Here is a 22,326-nt window from a genome sequence, read left to right as displayed (position 1 = left end):
TCATTGAGATAAAAGGTCAGCTCCCATTAGCGCAGGTACCTTCCCGCTTAAGCGTGCCCCCATATTCGGGAGCGGCAGCCGGAGAAACGAAACATGATTCATCCGCTATTTTCTTACATCGGCTTTACTTCTCGCACCATATTGGCTAAGATATGAGTATTAATAAGATTGGAGGTGGGTCATAGTGAATCATTCCATTGGAAGTGAGTCTGATTTTTTAGCATTTCTGTTAATATGTCGGGCTCTATTTTCCACAGCCGTTACGAAATTGGATCAGTCTGTCCAATTTACATTCGTAACTGCATAGGAAAAAACCAATGGAAGAGACATTTGCCCACCTATAGATATTAAGACGGCAGAGTGATTCTGCCGTCTTTTTTGGTATGGACAAATGGTCTACTTCCTAATCATAAGGAGTAGATAAACAATGACGATCGTCTATTTACATGAGGTTTCTCAATCGTTTGGGGTGCATCTGGTATTTGAGAAGCTTTCATTAGAAATAAAGCAAGGGGAACGAGTTGGGCTTGTAGGGCGAAATGGTGAAGGAAAAACAAGTTTGCTGCATATTATGGGCGAGGTGACACAGCCTTCAGCAGGAAGAGTTGGTTGGAAAAAGGGATGTACAAAGGGGACCCTTGAGCAAAATCCAGAGTATGGGGACGTATTGGTTTCTGACATTCTTGCCGACGTCTTCCATGAGCTACGCTATATCGAGATCAGATTACGTGAGCTAGAAGCAGAGTTAGAGAGAGTAGAGGATACTGCAAAAATGGAAAAGCTGCTTGCCAGATATGGTGAGCTACAACAGCAATTTATGGAATTGGGAGGATACGAGGTAGAAGCTGATATTCGTAGAGTCAGCTCGGGGCTAGGCATACAGACGCTGTTAGGTAAGCAATGGGAGCAGCTTAGTGGTGGCGAACGTACGAAGGTAGGGCTAGCTAGATTGTTATTACGTAAACCAAACCTATTACTACTGGATGAGCCAACCAACCACCTCGATTTACAAGCGTCTGAATGGCTTACAGATTGGATTAAGCAGTACAAAGGCACAGTGGTCAGCATTTCTCATGATCGTGCATTTTTAGATGACACCGTTACACGAATTATTGAAATGGATAATGGAGAACTACAAACGTATCATACCAACTACTCTGGCTTTGTGAAGGAGCGCGAAGAAAGATTATTACTTGAGTTCCAGCAATACCAGGATCAACAGAAAAAAATTAAGAAGATGCAGGAAGCTATTAAACGCTTGAAAGACTGGGCCAATCGATCCAACCCGCCAAATGCTGGTTTGCATAAGAAAGCGAAAAGTATGGAAAAGGCACTAGCTCGTATCAACCTCTTAAAAAAACCAGTTCTGCAGCAAAGAAAAATGCACTTATCCTTCGATCAAAAAGGGAGAAGCGGGACAGATGTTGTCACTTTAACGAATGTAAATAAAGGCTTTGGAACAGAGCAACCTGTGCTAAAGGATGTTAACTTCCAGTTAGCTTATCAGGAAAGAGTAGCTATTGTTGGAGCGAATGGGGCTGGTAAGTCGACTCTTTTCCAACTAATTCTCGGTGAGATGAAAGCAGACTTTGGCGATGTCAAGGTTGGAGAGAGTGTATCTATCGGCTCTCTTTCCCAGCACGGCAATGAACTTTTGCCCGAGCAACGTGTCATTGATGCCTTTCGTGACAGTGCTCATGTAGAAGAAGGTGCAGCAAGAAACGAGCTTGCCGGTTTCTTATTTTATGGAGAGGATGTCTTTAAAAAAGTAAAAGACCTTAGCGGGGGCGAGCGTATGAGGTTACGCCTTGCTCAGCTTCTCCATGAGCAGCATAATCTTCTTCTGCTGGATGAGCCAACCAACCATCTTGATATTGATTCAAGAGAGATACTCGAGGAGGCTCTTGAGGCATTTCAAGGTACTATTCTCTGCATCTCGCATGATCGCTATTTTCTAAATAAGCTATTTCAGAGAACGTGCTGGCTTGAAGAAGGGAAACTGACGAGTTATGTTGGGAATTATGAGTATGCGAGGAATAAAAAGTTTTACTAAATTATAATTTTGTTTATAATAAAGGAAGATTGAGATTTAATGGGGTGCTCAGATGGCAGTGACAATTAAGGACATAGCAAATAGTGTAGGGTTATCAATAGCAACCGTATCTAGGGTGTTAAATCAGGACCCAAATCTCTCTGTGACAGATCGAACAAGAGAACGGATCTATGAGGCGGCTGACAAACTAGGATACAAGAAAAAAGCCTATAAGCATTCTCTAAAAAAAGTAGCCTTCCTTTATTGGTTTACGGAACGTGAAGAGCTAGAAGATATTTACTTTCAAGAAATTCGGGAAGGAATTAGTGCGCAAGCTGATGAGCGTCAAATTAATCTAACCCTGTATACGATAGCAGACGGAGTCGAAGCGGTGGATCCAACGACGGAAGGTATTATTGCTATTGGTCGTTTTAAAGACGTGGAGCTAGAGAAGCTTCGTCAGGTTACACCTCATATCGTGTTTATTGATACCTCACCTGATGAAGATCGATATGACTCAGTCAGGCCAAACCTGAAAAGAATTATTGAAAAGATGGTAGAATACTATGTTGAAAATGGTCATCGCTCTGTCGGTTTTATTGGTGGCGACGACTTTGACATTAACACAGGCGAGCGCCTGAAAGATGTGAGAGAATCTGCTTTTCGTAAGTGTGCAACAGCTCATCAGCTTCTGGTGGAAGATTGTATTTACATTGGAGATCGTTTCTCTGTAGAGCAAGGGTATCAATTAATGCTACGAGCAATTGATGAGCATGGAGATCATCTACCCTCTGCTTTTTGTGTAGCCAGTGATTCATTAGCGGTAGGCTGTCTTCAAGCATTAAATGAACGAGGCTTTGACCTGCCAAATCGAGTGAATGTATTTAGTATTAATGATAGTCATGTCTCTAAGTACGTATCTCCTCCTTTAACAACGTTTCGGATTTACACCTCATTATTATGTGAGACAGCAGTGGACCTCATGATGGAACGGCTTGTCGATCGGCGTGAGCTGTGCAAGACGGTTTATATTGCTTCAACCCCTGTTTATCGAAAGAGTACAAAAAGTCTTGATTCAAAAGGAGCTCCAGCAAAAGAAACGACCCAATGAGGTCGTTTCTTTTTTTTGTGGTTTAAACATAAAGTAAAACTTTTTAGCTGATAAAAATAATGACATTCACTTGTAAAAGTCGCCTCTATCTTAATACGCATATGCTTACTCACTCACTCTTTCCCCCGTTAGTAAAACATTTTACTTAAATTAATTAATAAAATATATTTACAATTTTCATAAACACTGATATTCTTCTACTTAAGAAAGCGTTTTCTTATTCGTGTTTTTTATAAATATAGTAGGGGGAACGAAGATGAAAAAGGGTAAATGGCTTTTAACAACAGGTGCTTGTACTTTAATGGCTGCGGCGCTCACAGCATGTGGACCAGGGGAAGAGGATCCTTCGGCTTCAAATGAAGAGGGATCTTCTGGATCTAACACACTGCTCGTATGGGAGGATATTCAGAAATCAGAAGGGATTACCGAAGCCGTGGAGCAATTTGAGCAAGAGCATGATGTTCAAATAGAGGTTATTGAAAAGGGCTATGCTGGACAAATTGAAGATCTTCGACTAGATGGTCCTTCTGGTAGTGGCCCAGATGTTATTACCGTTCCACATGATCAAATTGGAACAGCTGTAACAGAGGGGTTATTAGCGGAGTTAGACGTCTCTGATGACGTGACGAGTTTGTATACTGAAGAAACGATGCTCTCTCAAATGGTGGATGGCAAGGTTTACGGTTTGCCTAAAGCTGTAGAGACAACCGTTCTATTCTACAATAAAGAATTAGTTGATGAGAATAACCTTCCTGAAACATTGGAAGAATGGTATGACTTATCAGTGGATCAAACCAAAGATGGTCAATATGGTTTTTTAGCAAAATGGGATGAAGTCTATTATGCGCAAAGTGTGCTTGGCGGTTACGGAGGCTATGTTTTTCCGCAGGACGCTGATGGAAATTATGATGTAACAGATATTGGATTAAACAATGAAGGCGCTGTAGAAGGCGGAGAATATATTCAAACCTTTTTTAAAGAAGGATTGTTTCCAGCAGGTATTATAGGGGAGCAAGGGATCAATGTACTTGACTCATTATTCACAGAGCAAAAAGCTGCAGCTGTGATTTCAGGACCATGGTCATTTGGTCCTTATGCAGAAGCGGGAGTAGATTATGGGGTTGCACCGTTACCATTGCTTTCAAATGGGGAAAATATGAGCTCCTTCCTAGGAGTCAAAAGCTATAACGTTTCTTCTTACTCTGACAATGCAGAGCTGGCTCAAGAATTTGTAGAGTTCCTGACAAACTTTGAAAACTCCAAGAAACGATTTGAAATAACTCAAGAGGTTCCACCATTGGTTGATTTAATTGACGATCCAGTAGTGACGGAAAATGAGAATGCGGCGGCGATGGCTGAACAGAGTTTAAATGCTAGCTTAACGCCTAATATCCCTGAAATGGCAGAGGTTTGGACACCTGTAGACAATGCGTTAGGTTTAATTGCGACCGACCGTGCAGAGGTACAGCAGGCTTTAGACGAAGCAGTGCAAACCATTGATTCTCAAATTCAAGCAAATCATTCTAGATAACAATAAAGCGAAAGGCAGACGTGCGCGATAGCTACGTCTGCTCGCTTATTAGATTTTAAATAAGAAGGTGTGTGGCATTGGAAGATAACCTTGAGTACGGTGCAGTGTCAAAGAAGCATCGCAGACGTGCCCTCGCATTGTCAATTATTCCTGGGGTTGGTCAGCTATATAATCGTCAATTTGCAAAGGGGTCTGTGTTTCTAGTATTTGGTTTCGCCTTTATCGTTGTTTTTAAGGATTTATTTAATATGGGCTTTTGGGGATTGTTCACATTAGGTGTACAGACTCCTCGGGATAATTCCGTGTTTTTATTAGCTGAGGGGATCATTGCTGTGATAGTAGCAACCCTTGGACTCACTCTTTATTATTTTATGATGAAGGATGCGTATGTGAATGGGAAACGGCGCGATGAACGCGTGCCTTTGCATTCCATTCGTGCCCAGTATCATTTGTTATTAGATCAAGGCTTTCCGTATTTAATGAGTACACCTGGTTTCTTTTTGCTCATATTTACTGTCGTATTTCCGATTCTGTTTAGCTTCGCCCTCGCTTTTACAAATTATGATTTATATCATTCGCCACCGGCTAACTTGTTTGATTGGGTCGGGCTACAGAACTTCACGAATATCTTTACTGTAGATATTTGGAGAGCGACATTTTTTGATGTGTTAGGCTGGACGATCATTTGGACGCTGCTCGCTACAACCTTACAGTGTGCACTTGGAATCTGGCTCGCGGTGTTAGTCAATCAAAAGGAAATTAAGTTTAAGAGCTTTTTTCGCACGATCTTGATTTTACCATGGGCCGTACCGGGATTTGTGACGATTTTAATTTTTGCAGGGCTTTTTAATGATACGTTCGGAGCGATAAATAACGATATCTTTGCTTTTATAGGAATTGATCCGAAGCCTTGGTTGACCGATCCGTTTTGGAGCAAGGTTGCGTTAATCTTTATGCAGATGTGGCTTGGCTTTCCTTTTGTATTTATTATGACAACGGGTGTTCTGCAAGCTATTCCGCAGGATTTATATGAAGCTGCAACCATTGATGGTGCTGGGACCATGAGCAAGTTCCGCTTAATTACCTTGCCGCTTGTTCTGTATTCCATTGCTCCAATCTTAATTACTCAATATACCTTTAACTTTAATAATTTCAATATTATTTATCTCTTTAATGGCGGTGGTCCACCAGTGTCAGGCTCCACGGCTGGAGGAACGGATATTCTCGTTTCGTGGATTTACAAGCTGACCATGCAGTCTTCACAGTATGCGCTAGCTGCAGCGATTACCATTTTGCTTTCTATCTTTGTGATTTCGATTGCGCTTTGGCAATTTAAGCGAACCAATTCCTTCAAAGAGGAGGATATGATGTAGCATGAATACTAAACGATCAACGATGGTACGACTTACTGCGACGTATACGGTTTTAATTGTAGTCGTGGCCGCCATTTTATATCCTCTCTTATGGGCAATTGGCGCTTCGTTTAATCCGGGAAACAGTTTGGTTAGTACAACCATGATTCCTAGTAACCCAACGCTTTCCCATTATGTAGAGCTTTTTACGTCAAATCGAGTGCTTTATCTTCAGTGGTATATCAACTCTATGAAGATTGGCTTAATTACGATGATTCTTACGTTAATTATGGTTAGCTTTACTGGTTATGCTTTTTCGCGGTTTCGTTTCAAGGGGCGCAAAAACGGGCTAATGCTGTTTTTGCTTCTACAAATGATTCCGCAATTCTCTGCATTAATTGCCATTTTTGTCTTAGCGCAAATGCTTGGATTAATTAATAGTCATCTAGCGTTAATTTTGATCTATGCAGGTGGACAAATTCCGATGAACACTTATTTAATGAAAGGATATTTGGATTCCATCCCGAAAGACTTAGATGAGTCTGCGCGGATAGATGGAGCGAGCCACTTTCGGATTTTTCTTCAAATCATTATGCCGCTTGCCAAACCAATTCTAGCGGTAGTTGCGATTAACTCGTTTACTGGTCCACTTGGAGACTTTATTTTAGCGAGTGTTATTGTTCGCTCACCAGAAATGTATACATTACCTATTGGTCTTTATAATCTTGTTGCGGACCCAATGGGAGCAAGCTACACCACTTTTGCTGCTGGAGCCCTACTCATTGCGATTCCAGTAACGATCCTGTTCCTAATCGTACAGAAGCAGTTCGTCTCGGGACTCACACAAGGTGGAACAAAAGGTTAATTCTATTATGAAAAAAGGGAAGTGAACTGATGCGTTACCCACTGATACACAAAAACGTGAAGGGTTTTATGCACGGCGGAGATTATAACCCTGATCAATGGCAGCACATGCCAGAAATTATTGAACAAGACTATCGCTTAATGAAGCTAGCTCATACAAATACCTTCTCTATAAATATCTTTGGCTGGAGTGCGATTGAAAAAACGGAAGGTCAGTTTGATTTTGGTTGGCTTGATGAGATTATGAACCGATTAGCAGAGGAAGGCAGTCATGTGATTCTTGCAACACCAAGTGGAGCACGCCCTGCATGGCTATCGCAAACATACCCTGAAGTCTTACGTGTGGAGAAAAACCGTGTCCGTAATTTACATGGACAGCGCCATAATCATTGTTTCACCTCTCCGGTTTACCGAGAGAAAGTTCAGATCATGAATCAGAAGCTAGCTGAAAGGTATAGCAACCATCCCGCGCTTATTATGTGGCACATCTCAAATGAATATGGGGGAGAGTGTCATTGCGACCTTTGTCAGGATGCTTTCCGCGCCTGGTTGAAAAAGAAGTATAACAATGATCTGGAGCTGCTGAATCAACAATGGTGGACAGGATTCTGGAGCCATACCTTCACAAATTGGGAGCAAATTGAATCTCCTGCACCACACGGGGAGAGTATGGTACACGGGATGAACCTTGACTGGAGACGGTTTGTAGACGATCAAACGATCGACTTCTTTAAGCATGAAATCGCACCTTTACGTCAAGCAGATCCATCCATCCCGGTCACTACAAACTTTATGGGTAACTATCCTCATATGCGTCCGTTCTTAGGCTTAGATTATAATAAGTTTGCTAAGGAGCTAGACATTGTTACGTGGGATAGCTATCCAGCGTGGCATCATGATGGTCAAAGTACAGAGAATCTTGCTTCGGACGTCGGGTTTGTACATGATGTATTTCGCTCTTTAAAGGATGGTCAGCCATTCTTAATTATGGAAAATACGCCAAGTCTCGTAAACTGGCATGATATCAATAAAGCAAAAGAGGATGGCGTTCACGCGCTTTCTGCTATTCAAGCCGTTGCACATGGCGCAGATTCCATTCTTTATTTCCAGTGGAGACAGGGACGAGGAGCCTCCGAAAAATTCCACGGAGCCGTTGTTGATCATTCCGGCTCTGAACATACCAGAGTATTTCAAGAGGTGGCAAAGCTAGGTCAGCAGTTAGAAACACTTGAGCCAGTAGCTGGCACTTCTGTGAAACCAGAGGTAGGCATCATTTTTGATTGGGAGAATCATTGGGCCATTGATGATGCTCAAGCACTCAATAACGTGAACAAGAAATATTCAGAGCAGTGCCAGGCGCATTATCGTGCTTTTTGGAAACAAGGAGTTCCGGTGGATGTCATTGGGATGGAGAAGGATTTTTCTTCCTATAAGATCCTAGTAGGACCAATGCTTTATATGCTTAAGCCAGGAGTAGCTGAAAGAATTGAGAGGTTTGTAGAAGCGGGTGGTACATTTGTTGCTACCTATTGGACTGGCCTAGTAAATGAAAACGATCTCTGTTTCCTTGGTGGGTTCCCAGGTCCTCTTAAGGATGTATTTGGAATCTGGGCTGAAGAGATTGATAGCTTATACCCTGGGCATGGAGTGGTTTTATCTAATGGTAACCAAAGCTATGCGGTAACAGATTATTATGAACGAGTCCACGCACAAGGTGCAGAAGTGCTCGCTCACTTTAAAACAGGTGGATATAAAGACATGCCTGCTGTTACAATGAATACAAAAGGAAATGGAAAAGCATATTATATCGCTTCATCAAATGAACAAGCTTTTTACGATGATTTTTATCGTTTGCAAGTAAGTGAGTTATCGTTAACACGAATTATGGAAACAGATATTCCTGAGGGTGTTAGTGTTCAGAAGCGAACAGATGGCGAAACAGAGTATGTGTTTGTTATGAACTTTACAGAGCAAGATCAGCAAATACATTTAGAAGAGAACGTAACCTATACAAACGCCTTGACGGCAATAAAGGAAAGCGGAACTCTGGAATTAGCTCCTTATCAATATGTGGTGTTATCTAGATAAAGGAGAACAAGCGGGGGTGAACGATGGCCTCCGCATTTTTTAGTATAAGGAGTGGGGAGAATTAATGGAAAAAGATAAGGTAATCACGAATTTTCATGATGTCTTTGGAGAAGCGCCTGATCGTGTATTCTTTGCTCCAGGACGAGTGAATTTAATTGGAGAGCATACAGATTATAATGGGGGTTATGTCTTTCCTGCAGCTCTTAAGCAAGGAACCTATCTCGCAATGAAACCACGTCAGGATGGCCAATTTCATCTTGCGAGTGGCAATATGGAGCTGCGTGTCCAATTCAGTCATGAGGAGTTAGACTATGCGGAAACAGACGGCTGGGGAAATTATATCAAAGGTGTCATTTTAGCGTTTAGAGAAAAGGGTTATTCCATACATGGTGGGGCTGATCTTTACATTTGGGGTACGATTCCAAACGGAGCGGGGTTATCTTCATCTGCTTCTCTTGAGATGGTAACGGCTTATATGATGTCTGAGGTAACAGGCGCTAGGTTGGATAGAGTAGAGCTTGCAAAGCTCTGTCAGTTGGTTGAAAATACATTTATGGGCGTAAACAGTGGCATTATGGATCAATTTGCGGTTGGTCTTGGCAGTGCAGACCATGCGTTATGGATTGATACCGCAAAACTGACCCATGAAAGAATTCCGCTTGATCTTGGTCCATACACATTAGTCATTACAAATACAAATAAACGAAGAGAGCTCGCGGACTCTAAGTATAATGAAAGACGATCAGAATGTGAAGAAGGACTTAAGCAGTTACAGGAATTAGGGCTTAATCTAAGCTCTCTAAGTGAATGCAATCTGGAGCAATGGGAGCGTACTAAATCGGAAGTGAAAAATGAGACTATTCGTAAGCGTATTCATCATATAGTTTCGGAGAATCAGCGAGTAGAGGATGGTGTGAAGGTTCTGAAAAATGGTGATCTTGATGCCTTTGGTCAATTAATGGATGAGTCCCATGAATCACTTGCGACCGATTATGACGTTACAGGTAAGGAGCTTGATTATTTAGTAGGATTTCAACGTCAAGCCCCTGGTTGCATAGGCTCACGAATGACTGGAGCAGGATTTGGTGGATGCACAGTGAGTCTCGTTTTAGAAGAAAGTCTACCTGCCTTTTATGAGCAGGTGAGTGCGAACTATTTGCAAGCAGTAGGCTGGGAGCCGACTTTTTATATAAGTGATGCAGGGGATGGAGTACACGAACTGTAAGATTGATGGGAGAACGGAGGGATGTTTTTGAACATTCAACAGAGCATTGAAGAGTTATTGGCCTACGGGAGAAGCAAGGGGCTGTTAGAAGAAGGAGACGTTGAGTTCGCTCGTAATCAGCTTTTATATGAGTTAGGACTTGATGAAGCAGACTCCGAGTTAGCGGTAGGAAGCGGTAGTCAAACGGCCGCAGAACTGCTAAAACCTATTTTAAATTGGGCGGTATTAAATGAAAAAATTGAACAGGATACAACCCTTTTTCGTGACTTGTTTGATACGAAGCTAATGGGACATTTGACTCCGTGGCCAAGTGTCGTAACAGATCGATTTTATAAAAGGTATCAAGAGCAAGGGCCTAGTGTAGCAACGAAAGAATTTTATCAACTAGCACAAGATACACATTATATTCGCATGGATCGGGTAGCGCTGAATGAGTCATGGGCCTCCCATGAGTCCTATGGAGAACTGGAAATAACCATTAATCTATCGAAGCCGGAGCTTGATCCTAAAGATATTGAGAAAGCAAAACAATCAGTAGCTAGCTCCTATCCAGACGGACTACTTCACCCGGAAAACGTAGGCTACGCAGGGCGAGTGAACCATCCTGCTAGACAGAATTTGCGTCAGGTTCCAGTAGAACTTGGAGAGGAAAAGTGGCTTTTGCAATTCTCCCCCTATGTTTATTACCATCAGCATGCTATCGTACTCTCAAAAGAGAAACGACCTATGCAAATTACAAAAAGTACCTTTAGCCGTTTGCTAGAATTCGTCGATAAGTTCCCTCATTATTTTATAGGCTCCAATGCTGATCTACCAATTGTTGGTGGCTCCATTCTTTCTCATGATCACTATCAAGCGGGGCAACATGAATTTCCGATGGCGCGTGCAGGTAGTAGGTGGTCCTTTACACTTAAAGGTGCTCCAGATGTAGAAGCGAGCTTATTAGATTGGCCGATGACGGTGATTCGTTTACGCGGAAAGAATCGCGCGCATTTAGAAGATGCAGGAGCGAGTGTCTTACATGAATGGCGGAACTATTCAGATGAGCAGACCGCAATATACAGTTCAACAGATGAAGAACTACATAACACGATTACACCAATCGCTCGCTTTCGAGAAGGGCTTTTTGAGCTAGATTTAGTGCTCAGAAATAATCGCACAACCGACGAGCATCCATTCGGTTTATTCCACCCACATCTTGAGGTTCATCCGATTAAAAAGGAGAACATTGGGCTGATTGAGGTCATGGGGCTAGCCATATTACCTGGGCGATTAAAGAACGAGCTATTAGAATTAGCTGAGGCATTAACGCAAGATAAACGTGAAAATGATTGGAACGTAGATGAAAAGCTGACTAAGCATTTAGGATGGGTCAAGCAAATGGATTCAACCCTTTTTTCATCATCTCCCCAAGAGAACCTGCAGCACCTGAAAGAAGAGGTAGGTCACATCTTTTCAACAGCCCTCAGCCACTGCGGGGTCTTCAAACAAGATGAAGAAGCTGGCCTTCAAGCCTTCCAACGTTTTATTTCAAAAGTGAACGAAAACTAATCCGAACTCTGAGTTCGGATTTTTTGTTTGTAGACGTTGTATATAGATGCTCAATGGTCGGGATAAATGGAGCGGAAATTAAGGTGTGATACGCGGAAAAATTGAATATGCGCGGAAGCATTAAGGGGATGCGCGAAACTCAGATAAAATGCGCGGAAAGTCCAAACGGGTACAGAAGAGGTGCTCAAAAACTAAGGAAATGGCTGGCTAGCCATTTTTCATGTGGTGAAGCCAGGCTCTTTTGTATTTTTATTTCTAGATGTTGTATATCGAGTCTTACCTTATAATAAAGTTACACAACCAATCAAATACATAAAGGAGTCTATAATGAATGAGAAAGCTACATATTACTTGGTTTATGATTCTTGTCCTTGGAATCGTTAGCTGTTCGAATGAAAGCTGGGCTTATGAGTTTGTGCGAGTAGATGGCATGGTTTATGTTGTGACAGATGAAGTGATGGACCAAGAAGATGTAGGGGACCTTATTGGGGAAGTGGAAACATATTCAGATCGAGAAGACCAAAGTGTTGATCAAAATACTATTTTTTCAAACAGCTATGTCATTGGCACAAAGCTATATAAAGATGTAACAGCTGAGACAGCCATAGTCGTAGAGCATGAGCAAGGTAAATTTAAAAAAGCAATCATTGAACATGAGTGGCTAGAGGATTAACAAAAAAGGAGCCTGTGCTTAGTCGTGAGGAATAATCTTGTGGTTAAAACTGAGTATAGGATGATAATAAACGTATTTCTTTTATTTGAGAATATTGGTATTCTAAAGAAAGAAAGCGCTTACTAGATTGTGGACTAATTAGGAGTGGAAAAAATGAAAGAATGGATGCAGCTTCATCGCGTATTTGAAGAAAAATATAATGGTTTATCACCAGATCGAATGTTTTTTGCGCCAGGTCGGGTGAATCTATTGGGGGAGCATACGGATTATAACGGAGGTTTTGTTTTTCCGGCGGCCTTAACACTTGGAACCTACGTGATTATCAGACTACGAACGGACAGTCATTATTATTTATCCAGTACAAACTTCGATCAACTAGTCTCTTTTCCAGCAGAAGATTTAACGTACAAGCAATCGGATGGCTGGGGTAATTATATTAAGGGAGTACTATCAGCGTTTAAAGAGGAGGGCTACCAACTCCCTGGCGCTGATATCTTAGTGCATGGAACGGTCCCAAATGGAGCGGGGCTCTCGTCCTCCGCATCTCTTGAAATGGCTATGGCTTTTGCACTCTCTGAAATGACAGGAGCCCATTGGTCAAAAATTGAACTAGCAAAAATTTGCCAAGCAGTAGAAAACCACTATATTGGTGTCAACAGCGGCATCATGGATCAATTTGCTGTCGGATTAGGTCTGGAACAGAATGCAATTTTTTTACATACTGCAACCTTACAATATGAAATGGTCCCACTTGAACTAGGGAACTATAAGCTGGTTGTTACCAATACCAATAAACAACGAACACTCGCTGATTCAAAATATAATGAGCGACGTAGTGAATGCGAGGACGCGTTAAAGGAATTACAAGTCCAAGGAATCACACTTGAGACCTTAAGTGATCTGACGGTTGCAAGCTGGGAAGAATTCAAGCATCTGATTCAAGATGAGACAAAACAGAATCGAGTCACACACATCGTAAAGGAAAATCAACGTGTTCATGACGCCGTGCACGTTTTAAAAAATGGAGATCTCCTTGCATTTGGTGAACTGATGAATGCCTCTCATACCTCACTTGCCGAAGATTATGAAGTAACTGGAATCGAACTAGACACCCTCGTCCGTATCCAGCAGGCAAGCCCAGGCTGCATCGGTTCGCGAATGACAGGCGCAGGCTTTGGTGGGTGCACGGTTAGCCTAGTCAAAGAGACAGAACTCGAGCACTTCTGTAAAGAGGTGGAACGCAAATACACTCGCAAAGTCGGATACGCCCCCAGCTTTTATATTAGCAGTGCCGGAGATGGTGTGCGTGAGGTGTGAGAAGAATGAGCGGAATGGCGTCGCTCCAGGAGAACCCTACGCTTTCCGCGGGAACGGCCTCAGCCCTCGAAGTGGAAAACCACCACTTCGATGTCTTCAGACTCGTTCTGTTCCGCAGGAGTCTACGGGTTCTCCTTCCGCTAATGTTCTGACTTCAACAACTGAAGAACATTCGCAGTCTTATAAAGATCGTTTTTCAGTGACCTCAATAAAAAAGGTTTAATGAGATCAATCCACGTAGTTGGTTTAACTCTTTACCTCAGTGCGATAAGCTCGCCCCCATTTCGGAGCGGAAGCCGAAGAGAAGAGGGAAAACTAATTTACACATAAGCATGGACTCTATCACTCATAATTGTTAAGAAGCAGTGGACTCAGCCACCGCTTCTTTTTTTAATTCTGCCAAAGATAAAAAGTGGTGATATGTTAAGGTTGACATGACCTTGATTTTACAGTGGGTATGTCTATTCTCGTTATTTACATATAGATTCGTTATACTATAAAAAATGGGAGCTGATAAAAGTGAAGTCTATCAATATAACTGTAATCGCGCCATATGAAGGTTTGATGAAGACGGTAAAACGAGTCATTCGTCAGAGTGCGCAAATGAAGTATGACGTGTATTTAGCTGATTTACAGGAAGCCATTCCTATTATTCATAAAGTGGATGCGAGCACCGATTTATACATAAGTCGTGGGGGAACAGCCAATGTCATTAGAGAGCATACCACGAAACAAGTCGTTGAGATTCCGATTTCTGGCTATGACATCCTGAGAACTCTTTTGTTGATTCAAGATGAAAAGGATGGGGCTGAAATTATTGCTTTTGAAAATATCTCCATGGACTTTAATGAGATCTCGCAGCTGCTTGATATAAGGGTACCCATCACCTCGATCCATTCTGAAAAAGAAGCTGAACCTGCAGTGATCAAGGCAAAGGAAGCTGAACGCAGAGTCATTATTGGGGATACCGTTACAAATCAGTTAGCTAATCGATATGGAGTTGAAGGAATACTAATCACTTCGGGTGAAGAATCTGTAAAGCACGCATTTGAACAAGCGGAAACCATACGTCAGGTCCATGACTATCATTCAGGAGAGAATCATTTGTATAAAGTGTTAGCCCAACAGATTGACGAGGCTTTTCTCATTGTCAAAGATTCAGCTGTTGTGTTTAAGAGTGACACATTAAAACAGCTAGAGGCGAAGCATGATATTGACGGTATGCTTCAAGCATTCATTAATTCTGCTAACGGTGAATATTTACAAGCATCTAGACACATTCTATACAGTAATGGAAATCCATTTCAAATTCAGGTTCAACCGATGAAAAATAATGACTTATCCGAGAACACCATTGTCTATATTCGGTCTGTTGAAAGCATGGTTCCGGGATTTGCAAGCTGGCTAGTAACCGACTCTTTAACATTACCTCTTGTGTTAGGCACGGACCAAAGGCTCAATCAACATTTTAACCATGTGTTAGAACAAGAAGGGCCAATTCTTGTGATCGGAGAAGAGGGATCGGGTGAGCGTTGTATTGCAAGGACCATCATGTCAAATGATTGGACCATTGAGTGTGACGTGAGTAAGGACTTTGATATGGACAAGCTGTTTGAGACAAAAATGCCTTTGTTTTTGGTCCATGTTGATCGTATGTCATCTGTTAAGCAAAAGAAACTCATGTTAAAAGCAGAGCAATATTGTAATCAAGTGGTCTTTTTCTGTGAAAGTCGTGCGATCACAAAATATTGTCAAGGTAGGGTCATTGAACTTCCTACTCTGCAAGAGCGATTCTCGCAAGATACTAGTTTCATACCTGGCTTCATCGCTAAAGCAAATAGTCGTTTTGGTAAGCAAGTTATTGGTCTTACTGAGGACGCAGTTCAGCTTGAAAAGGTGGTTTGTCACTATTCCTTAGTAGAATTTAGAAATTTAATTTTTAAAGAAATTGAACGTTCGGACTCCTCTTATATTTCTATCGGTCCAGAGCAGCAAGAGTTTGAACAGGATGGATATTTATTATTAGACCTTTCCAAAACGCTTGATGAGATGGAATCAGAGATCATCCAGAAAGTTTTGGAGGAGGAAGGGTTTAACCAATCAAAAACAGCCAAACGACTAAATGTGAACCGCACAACCATTTGGAGAAAACTAAAATAAATGTTGCATTTAGCAACTTATTTTAGTTTTTTATTGTATTTTTATTTTAAAACAGTATATTTATTATTGTAAACGTGTCCAAAAACACTTTTACTTAAAAATGTGTTGTAAAATAAAACAGAAAGTTGGTAAGATAATGAGAGTAATGCAGTCAGTACAAAAAATACCTGGTGGAATGATGGTTGTTCCACTTTTACTCGGAGCCCTTATAAATACGATCATGCCCCAAGCATTACGAATTGGAAACTTTACTGAAGCATTGTTTGTAAACGGTGCCTCAACATTAATTGCCCTATTCCTTTTATGTGCTGGTTCACAAATTAATGTACGTAGCTTTGGTGTTTCATTTGGTAAAGGATTTACGTTATTAACAGTTAAATGGATTTTTGGTGGTGCATTTGGTGCCTTGATTTTCTATCTAGCTGGTGGAGCAGAAGGGTTATTCCTTGGACTGGCTCCTATCGCAGTTATTGCTGCAATGACGAACTCTAACGGTGGACTTTATGTAGCGCTTGCTGGTCAATACGGAACAAGTGAAGATAAAGCAGCTTATTCTGTTCTTGCCATGAATGATGGTCCTTTATTCACTATGTTAACACTGTCTGTTCTTGGAGCTGTAGGTCTTCAAGGTGGATTCTTCTCAATTACAGCATTCATTGGCGTATTACTACCAATCTTAATCGGATTTATCCTTGGTAATATTGATGAAGACTTACGAACGTTTCTTGGTAAAGGTGCAGATATGTTAATTCCGTTCTTCGCCTTCGCGCTTGGTATGAACATTAGCTTTGCAGCAATTATTGAAGGTGGCTTACCTGGTATTGTGCTTGGTGTTCTTGTTGTACTGATTACTGGAATTACTGGATACTGGAGCTTTAAAATTTTCAAATGGAACCCGCTTATTGGTGCCGCAGAAGGATCAACAGCTGGTAACGCAGTAGCAACACCTGCAGCAATTGCAACAGCAAGTACTGCTTTTGCTTATAATGTTGAGCTTGCAACGGTTCAAGTAGCTGCAAGTGTGGTAACAACAGCGATACTTCTACCAATATTCGTAGGATATTTAGCAAAACGCATAGAGAAAAAGAACGGAAAGCAAGACCTGGTAACTTCAGAGGAGTGAGATTGATGAAGGTCGCTATTATAGCGGACGATATTACAGGAGCAAATGACAGCGGGGTTCAGCTTGCCAAAAGCGGGCTGAAAACCGCTGTTTGGCTGAATAATGAACAAGAGTCAACGGAACTGCTTGAGGCAGTAGTTATCGATACAGATAGTCGAGCGATGAGTCAAGCGGATGCCAAACAAGCGATTAGTGAGTCTATGGAGGTTTTGTCTCCGTACAAACCCGAACTTATTTTTAAAAAGGTGGACTCGACCTTACGGGGAAATGTAGGTGCAGAGCTTGACGCAATGATCCAAGCTTGGAACCCCGACTATGTGTTACTGACACCGGCTTTTCCGGAAAGTAAACGTACGGTGGATCAAGGCATTCTTTACGTCGATGGTACGCCAATTGGTGAAACGGAATTTGCTCTAAATGAAGCGGATCCAGTTAAGGATTCACGCATTCAGGATCATGTAGGCAGACAGTTTAAAGGGCAGATGATTGAGGTCCCTGAAGAGCTTTGGACTAAAAGTGCAGAGAAGGTTCAGCAGTGGTTAAAGCAAAAGCAAACCGAATCGGTCTGTGTGTTTATCTGTGATGCCACAAGCTCAACGACATTACACTCAATAGCCACGTTTGCTCAAGGCTCATCAGACGATATTTTGCTCGCTGGTTCAGCAGGACTGTCCTCAGCGCTTGAGATCAAGAGTGATGGGATCAAAAGTGAAGTGGAAGTACAAAACCCGGACCAGCCGATATTATTTTTAGTCGGCAGTATGAGTGATATTAGCAGAAGTCAGGTGGGGCAGCTGCTTGAGCACGAAAAGGCAATTGGAATAAAGATTGACGCATTAAAGGCTGTGAATGAGGACGAATTTGTGAGAGCAAGCGAATTTGAGCGAGTAAGCAAAGAAGCTCATTCCCTGCTCAAGGATCAAAACATCCCGGTCATTTATTCTGGCACGGAGAGACATGAAATTGATGCAGTCTATGAATATGCAGGTACACATGATATTAAGCTATCGGTAATCAGTCAACGCATTGTTAATTTGCTTGCGGCTGTTGGTGAGAACTTAATACACACTCATTCGTTCCAAGCCATTATTATGACAGGTGGAGATACAGCCAAAGCCTTATGCAGACGGATTTCCGTTCATCAGCTAGAGTTAATTGATGAATTTGAAACCGGCATTCCAATCTCCAAATTTTCAGGACCTCTTGAAGGTACGTATGCTATTACAAAAGCAGGAGCCTTTGGAACAAAGCAAACATTTAGCAACATCTATCAATTCTTTTTGGAGGGGTCAAAGTGAAGAACCCAATTATCGGCATCACGATGGGAGACGCAGCAGGAGTAGGACCAGAAATCATTTCCAAAGCTTTCGCCTCGGGTGAGCTTTTTCAAATAGGACGTCCGCTTGTTATTGGTGACTATGAACTAATGGAGCGCGCTGTCGACATTACAAACACCGAACTAAATGTGGTTCCGGTCAAAGATCCAGAGGAATGTGTATTTGAGCCAGGTACAATTGAAGTGCTTGATTTAAACCTTCTTCCAAAAGATCTTCCATTTGGACAAGTTAGCGAAAAAGCAGGGGACGCAGCCTTCCGCTATGTAGAAAAAGCAGTGGAATTAGCGAAAGAATCAAAAATCCATGCCATTTGCACAGCGCCTCTTAATAAAGAAGCTATGCAAAAAGCAGGTCATATGTATCCAGGTCACACGGAGATTCTAGCTGAGTTAACAAATACAGAAGACTTCTCGATGATGCTCTCAGCACCTAACTTGAAGGTCATCCACTTAACAACACATATTGGTTTGCGTAAAGCCATTGATACTATTAATCCAGAGCGCACGCACAAAGTCATCACACTTGCTGATGAAACGTTAAAAAATGCAGGATTAGAGAATCCACGCATTGCGGTTTGTGGTATTAACCCACACGCTGGTGAAAATGGACTGTTTGGTGAAGGAGAAGAGGAAGAAAAATTAATCCCTGCTATCAAACAAGCTCAAGAAGAAGGAATTAATGTCGAGGGTCCATACCCTGCCGATACATTATTCTTTAGAGCAGCTCGTGGGGACTTCGATATGGTTGTAGCCTGCTACCATGACCAAGGACATGTTCCGATCAAAGTGATGGGGCTCGAAGCCGGAGTTAACATCACCGTTGGACTAAAAGGCGGCATCATCCGCACTTCCGTCGACCACGGTACAGCCTTTGACATCGCCGGCAAAAACATCGCCGACGAACGCAGCTTAATCGCAGCATACAAAGACGCAGTCGAGCTAGCACCAACCAAATAATTTTTTATGAAGCAGTGAACATTGATGAGATGTTTGCTGCTTTTTTTTGGTGAGGGGGTTGGGGACTGAAAGTGGAGCGATGGAGCACAGAATGGAGCGATAGACAGTCAAATTGGAGCGATGGAACACAGAATGGAGCGATAGACAGTCAAATTGGAGCGGTGGAACACAGAATGGAGCGATAGAATACCAAATTGGAGCGATGGAGCACAGAATGGAGCGATAGAATACCAAAGTGAACCGATAGACAGCATCATTAAGTCAACTGAGCTCTTTAAGCATATTCGTGATACAGTAATTAGAAGAATGAAGGCAAGAAGGGAGCGTCCTGATATGACAAAAATGATCTTAGGTAAAACAATAGATGACTGGATACGAATCCATCCGCAACTTCGACCACTCATAGACACAGAGCCAATCACTTGGCTAAACCCCAAGTATGGCCAGGGAGACACACCATCTAATCTTACTATGCAGGATGTTAGGGATGCTGAAGACAGACTGACTCGATTTGCTCCTTATCTAGCCACGGCCTTTCCTGATACGGCGGATGGAATCATAGAATCCCCGATCAAAGAATTAACTCATGCCCATCAAAAACTAAATGTTCATTATGCAAATATGATAGAGGGTCAGCTTTGGATAAAATGTGATCATGACCTACCGATCTCAGGGTCAATTAAAGCACGCGGGGGTATTTATGAAGTGTTGAAGCATGCGGAGGACTTGGCTCTAGCACAAAACCTGCTGCAGCATCATGAGGATTATTCCATTCTGGCTGATCCATCGTTCCGTCAGTTTTTTTCTTCCTATAAAATAGCTGTTGGATCAACGGGTAATCTTGGTTTAAGTATCGGTGTGATGGGGGCGGAGCTCGGTTTTCAGGTAACGGTTCACATGTCAGCTGATGCAAAGCCATGGAAGAAAGAGCTGCTACGGAGTAAGGGTGTTGAGGTTGTTGAGTATGAGTCGGATTACAGTAAGGCTGTAGAGGAAGGTAGAAAACAAGCGGAAGCTGATCCTGCTACCCACTTTGTTGACGATGAGAATTCGGAGACCCTTTTTCTTGGATATGCGGTTGCTGCGCTTCGACTCAAACAGCAATTACAAAAACAATCCATTCAAGTGGATGCTGATCATCCATTGATTGTTTATTTGCCTTGTGGAGTAGGCGGTGGTCCTGGAGGCGTAGCGTTCGGCTTAAAGCTTGTATTTGGTGAACATGTTCATTGCTTTTTTGCGGAGCCGACTCACTCGCCATGTATGTTATTGGGAATGATGACAGGAGAGCATAACCAGGTGTCTGTTCAAGATTTTGGGATAGATAATCAAACGATAGCTGATGGGTTAGCTGTAGGGCGAGCATCTGGTTTTGTTGGCAGACTTATGACACCTCTTCTTTCAGGGATTGTTACGGTGGAGGATTCTGAGTTATATAAAATGCAGTCACTGCTCATCGATTCTGAGGATATTGCTTTGGAACCCTCAGCAACAGCAGGCTTGGCAGGAGTCATTCAGCTAGCAAACAGCCCTGAAGGCGGTTTATCAAGGCTACTTCATGAAAATGCAACACATCTCGTTTGGGCTACAGGAGGAAGTATGGTTCCTAAAGAGCAAATGAACAAGGATTATCAGATTGGTAAGAAACTATGGGTGGAAGAGTAAAAAGGTGTCTGTAGACGCCTTTTTTTCATTTAAACAAATGTTTATTTATTCGGTCTATACAAAAAATTAACATAAAAGATTTGGTGTATTCTCTAATCAAAACGGAATAAATATGGTATCATTATGTGAAAATATGTGTACCGGGGGATGTCCATTGAAGCGTATTGGAATTTCACTGCTTATAGTTGTAGGAGTTGCACTGCTAATTTTAAATGTGTTTCAAAGTTTACACGCTGAAAATACACAAGCGGTAGCTGCTGATGATGAAGAGCTTGCAGAAACGCTAGATCGTCTTAATCCTGAAAATGGAGAAGTTAGTTATCTAGACTATCTTCAATATTGGGCACTGACACACAATGAGGTTCGAATGGCTGTTATTGGCAGCAGTGTAACAAATGGAAAAGGTGCATCATCAAAAGATAAAAACTGGCCAAACCTAATGCTTCAAAACATACAAGCTTCAGATGAAAGTCTTGCCAATACGAGTTTAAGCAATTTTGGTGTGAATGGCGCCATGATTCAGGATCTATTAGACAATGGGACGTTTGACAAACTAATTAAAGAAAAGCCTGATTTTATTATTATAGAGAGCTCTATTCTTAACAGTCACCGGAAAAACGAGTCGTTAGAGGATACGAATGAAGCCATTACCACTGCACACAGATTGGTTTCGGAAGCATTACCTACGAGCAAAATACTCTTTACCTCACCTAATCCAGCAACCATTAAATTAGATACAGATATAAATGATATCGGCTTAATCTATCAGGAATACCTTGAAAGTACAGAGAATTATATTATGAGCCAAGGGTGGAACTACGTAGATATTTACACGGATATTCATTCAGAAATTGATGAAAAAGGTCTTACGTTAGAGCAAACGCTTGACGATGGTTTACATCCAAATGATTTAGGCTATCAAATATGGGCAGAGAAATTAATACAGTATATGCTGGTGGATCGATCGCTTTAAAAATTCAGAGGCAGAAATAAGAGATAAAGAAAAAAAGTCGTAGGGGCAAAACATACTCCTGCGGCTTTTCCTTTTAATATTTTTTTTAACATTCACAACAAATACGCTAACCCAATCACAATAAATATAGCAATAGGAATCAGTAATAGATAGGCCCAAGAAAGGTTGCGAAAGCTTTTTTCGCTGCTATAGCTTGAATCAGTGATGTTGATGTAGATTAATGTGATGACTAACCCAATCACACAAATAAGTCCTGTAAATATTAATAAAAATGTCATGCAACCACCCCTTAACAACTATCTTTTTTACTATAAAGGATAACTACATAACTTGTAAGCGTATTATCTTTTTTGTTTTTGTATTGACAC

At 41.7% G+C, this 22,326-nt stretch carries 17 protein-coding genes; 16 read left to right on the top strand and 1 reads right to left on the bottom strand.

Annotated elements, in window-relative coordinates; all coding sequences use genetic code 11:
* Positions 1–427: 427 nt before the first annotated feature.
* The 16 genes from abc-f to FN960_RS02600 all read left to right on the top strand — a co-directional run bounded on the left by abc-f (position 428) and on the right by FN960_RS02600 (position 21,958).
* Positions 428–2,053, top strand: a complete 1,626-nt coding sequence (gene abc-f, locus FN960_RS02675) for a ribosomal protection-like ABC-F family protein (RefSeq protein ID WP_143846819.1) — start codon at positions 428–430, stop codon at positions 2,051–2,053.
* Positions 2,054–2,105: 52 nt separating this feature from the next.
* Entirely contained in the window at positions 2,106–3,143 is a 1,038-nt protein-coding gene (locus FN960_RS02670; protein ID WP_143846818.1) for a LacI family DNA-binding transcriptional regulator, read from the top strand.
* A 256-nt stretch (positions 3,144–3,399) separates the two neighbouring features.
* Positions 3,400–4,674, top strand: a complete 1,275-nt coding sequence (gene ganS, locus FN960_RS02665) for a galactooligosaccharide ABC transporter substrate-binding protein GanS (protein ID WP_143846817.1) — start codon at positions 3,400–3,402, stop codon at positions 4,672–4,674.
* Positions 4,675–4,751: 77 nt separating this feature from the next.
* Positions 4,752–6,047, top strand: coding sequence for a carbohydrate ABC transporter permease (locus FN960_RS02660; protein ID WP_306461597.1), 1,296 nt, complete (start codon positions 4,752–4,754; stop codon positions 6,045–6,047).
* A gap of 22 nt (positions 6,048–6,069) precedes the next feature.
* Entirely contained in the window at positions 6,070–6,891 is an 822-nt protein-coding gene (locus FN960_RS02655) for a sugar ABC transporter permease (protein WP_438799592.1), read from the top strand.
* A gap of 29 nt (positions 6,892–6,920) precedes the next feature.
* Positions 6,921–8,978 (top strand): beta-galactosidase, encoded by a 2,058-nt coding sequence (locus FN960_RS02650; RefSeq protein ID WP_143846815.1) that lies wholly within the window; start codon positions 6,921–6,923, stop codon positions 8,976–8,978.
* 64 nt (positions 8,979–9,042) lie between these two features.
* A complete protein-coding gene (locus FN960_RS02645) occupies positions 9,043–10,203 on the top strand; it encodes a galactokinase (RefSeq protein WP_143846814.1) in 1,161 nt (386 codons plus the stop codon).
* Positions 10,204–10,224: 21 nt separating this feature from the next.
* Complete coding sequence (locus FN960_RS02640; protein ID WP_143846813.1) at positions 10,225–11,754, top strand: UDP-glucose--hexose-1-phosphate uridylyltransferase; 1,530 nt, start codon at positions 10,225–10,227, stop codon at positions 11,752–11,754.
* A 331-nt stretch (positions 11,755–12,085) separates the two neighbouring features.
* The gene (locus FN960_RS02635) at positions 12,086–12,427 is read left to right on the top strand and encodes a hypothetical protein (protein ID WP_143846812.1); all 342 of its coding nucleotides are present in this window, start codon (positions 12,086–12,088) and stop codon (positions 12,425–12,427) included.
* 153 nt (positions 12,428–12,580) lie between these two features.
* A complete protein-coding gene (locus FN960_RS02630; RefSeq protein WP_221936784.1) occupies positions 12,581–13,744 on the top strand; it encodes a galactokinase in 1,164 nt (387 codons plus the stop codon).
* 519 nt (positions 13,745–14,263) lie between these two features.
* On the top strand, positions 14,264–15,904 hold the full coding sequence (locus FN960_RS02625; protein ID WP_143846811.1) for a PrpR N-terminal domain-containing protein: 1,641 nt from the start codon (positions 14,264–14,266) through the stop codon (positions 15,902–15,904).
* A 136-nt stretch (positions 15,905–16,040) separates the two neighbouring features.
* Positions 16,041–17,027 carry a 2-keto-3-deoxygluconate permease gene (locus FN960_RS02620; protein ID WP_143846810.1) on the top strand — a complete coding sequence of 329 codons (987 nt, stop codon included), beginning with the start codon at positions 16,041–16,043 and terminating at the stop codon, positions 17,025–17,027.
* Between the two features lie 5 nt (positions 17,028–17,032).
* Complete coding sequence (locus tag FN960_RS02615; RefSeq protein ID WP_143846809.1) at positions 17,033–18,325, top strand: four-carbon acid sugar kinase family protein; 1,293 nt, start codon at positions 17,033–17,035, stop codon at positions 18,323–18,325.
* Positions 18,326–18,348: 23 nt separating this feature from the next.
* Positions 18,349–19,320 carry a 4-hydroxythreonine-4-phosphate dehydrogenase PdxA gene (gene pdxA / locus FN960_RS02610; RefSeq protein ID WP_143846973.1) on the top strand — a complete coding sequence of 324 codons (972 nt, stop codon included), beginning with the start codon at positions 18,349–18,351 and terminating at the stop codon, positions 19,318–19,320.
* A 333-nt stretch (positions 19,321–19,653) separates the two neighbouring features.
* Positions 19,654–20,985 carry a D-serine ammonia-lyase gene (gene dsdA, locus FN960_RS02605; protein WP_221936788.1) on the top strand — a complete coding sequence of 444 codons (1,332 nt, stop codon included), beginning with the start codon at positions 19,654–19,656 and terminating at the stop codon, positions 20,983–20,985.
* A 154-nt stretch (positions 20,986–21,139) separates the two neighbouring features.
* On the top strand, positions 21,140–21,958 hold the full coding sequence (locus tag FN960_RS02600; protein ID WP_185970873.1) for an SGNH/GDSL hydrolase family protein: 819 nt from the start codon (positions 21,140–21,142) through the stop codon (positions 21,956–21,958).
* 92 nt (positions 21,959–22,050) lie between these two features.
* Here the strand turns inward: FN960_RS02600 and FN960_RS02595 are convergent, their stop codons facing one another.
* Positions 22,051–22,236 (bottom strand): BshB3 potential contributor to bacillithiol synthesis, encoded by a 186-nt coding sequence (locus FN960_RS02595; RefSeq protein ID WP_143846807.1) that lies wholly within the window; start codon positions 22,234–22,236, stop codon positions 22,051–22,053.
* Between the last annotated feature and the right edge of the window lie 90 nt (positions 22,237–22,326).

Origin of the sequence: Alkalicoccobacillus porphyridii (genome assembly GCF_007293315.1) — a bacterium.
Lineage (GTDB): Bacteria > Bacillota > Bacilli > Bacillales > Bacillaceae_D > Alkalicoccobacillus > Alkalicoccobacillus porphyridii.
The sequence above is the reverse complement of the archived record's forward strand: the minus strand, read 5'-3'. Positions and strand labels throughout refer to the sequence as shown.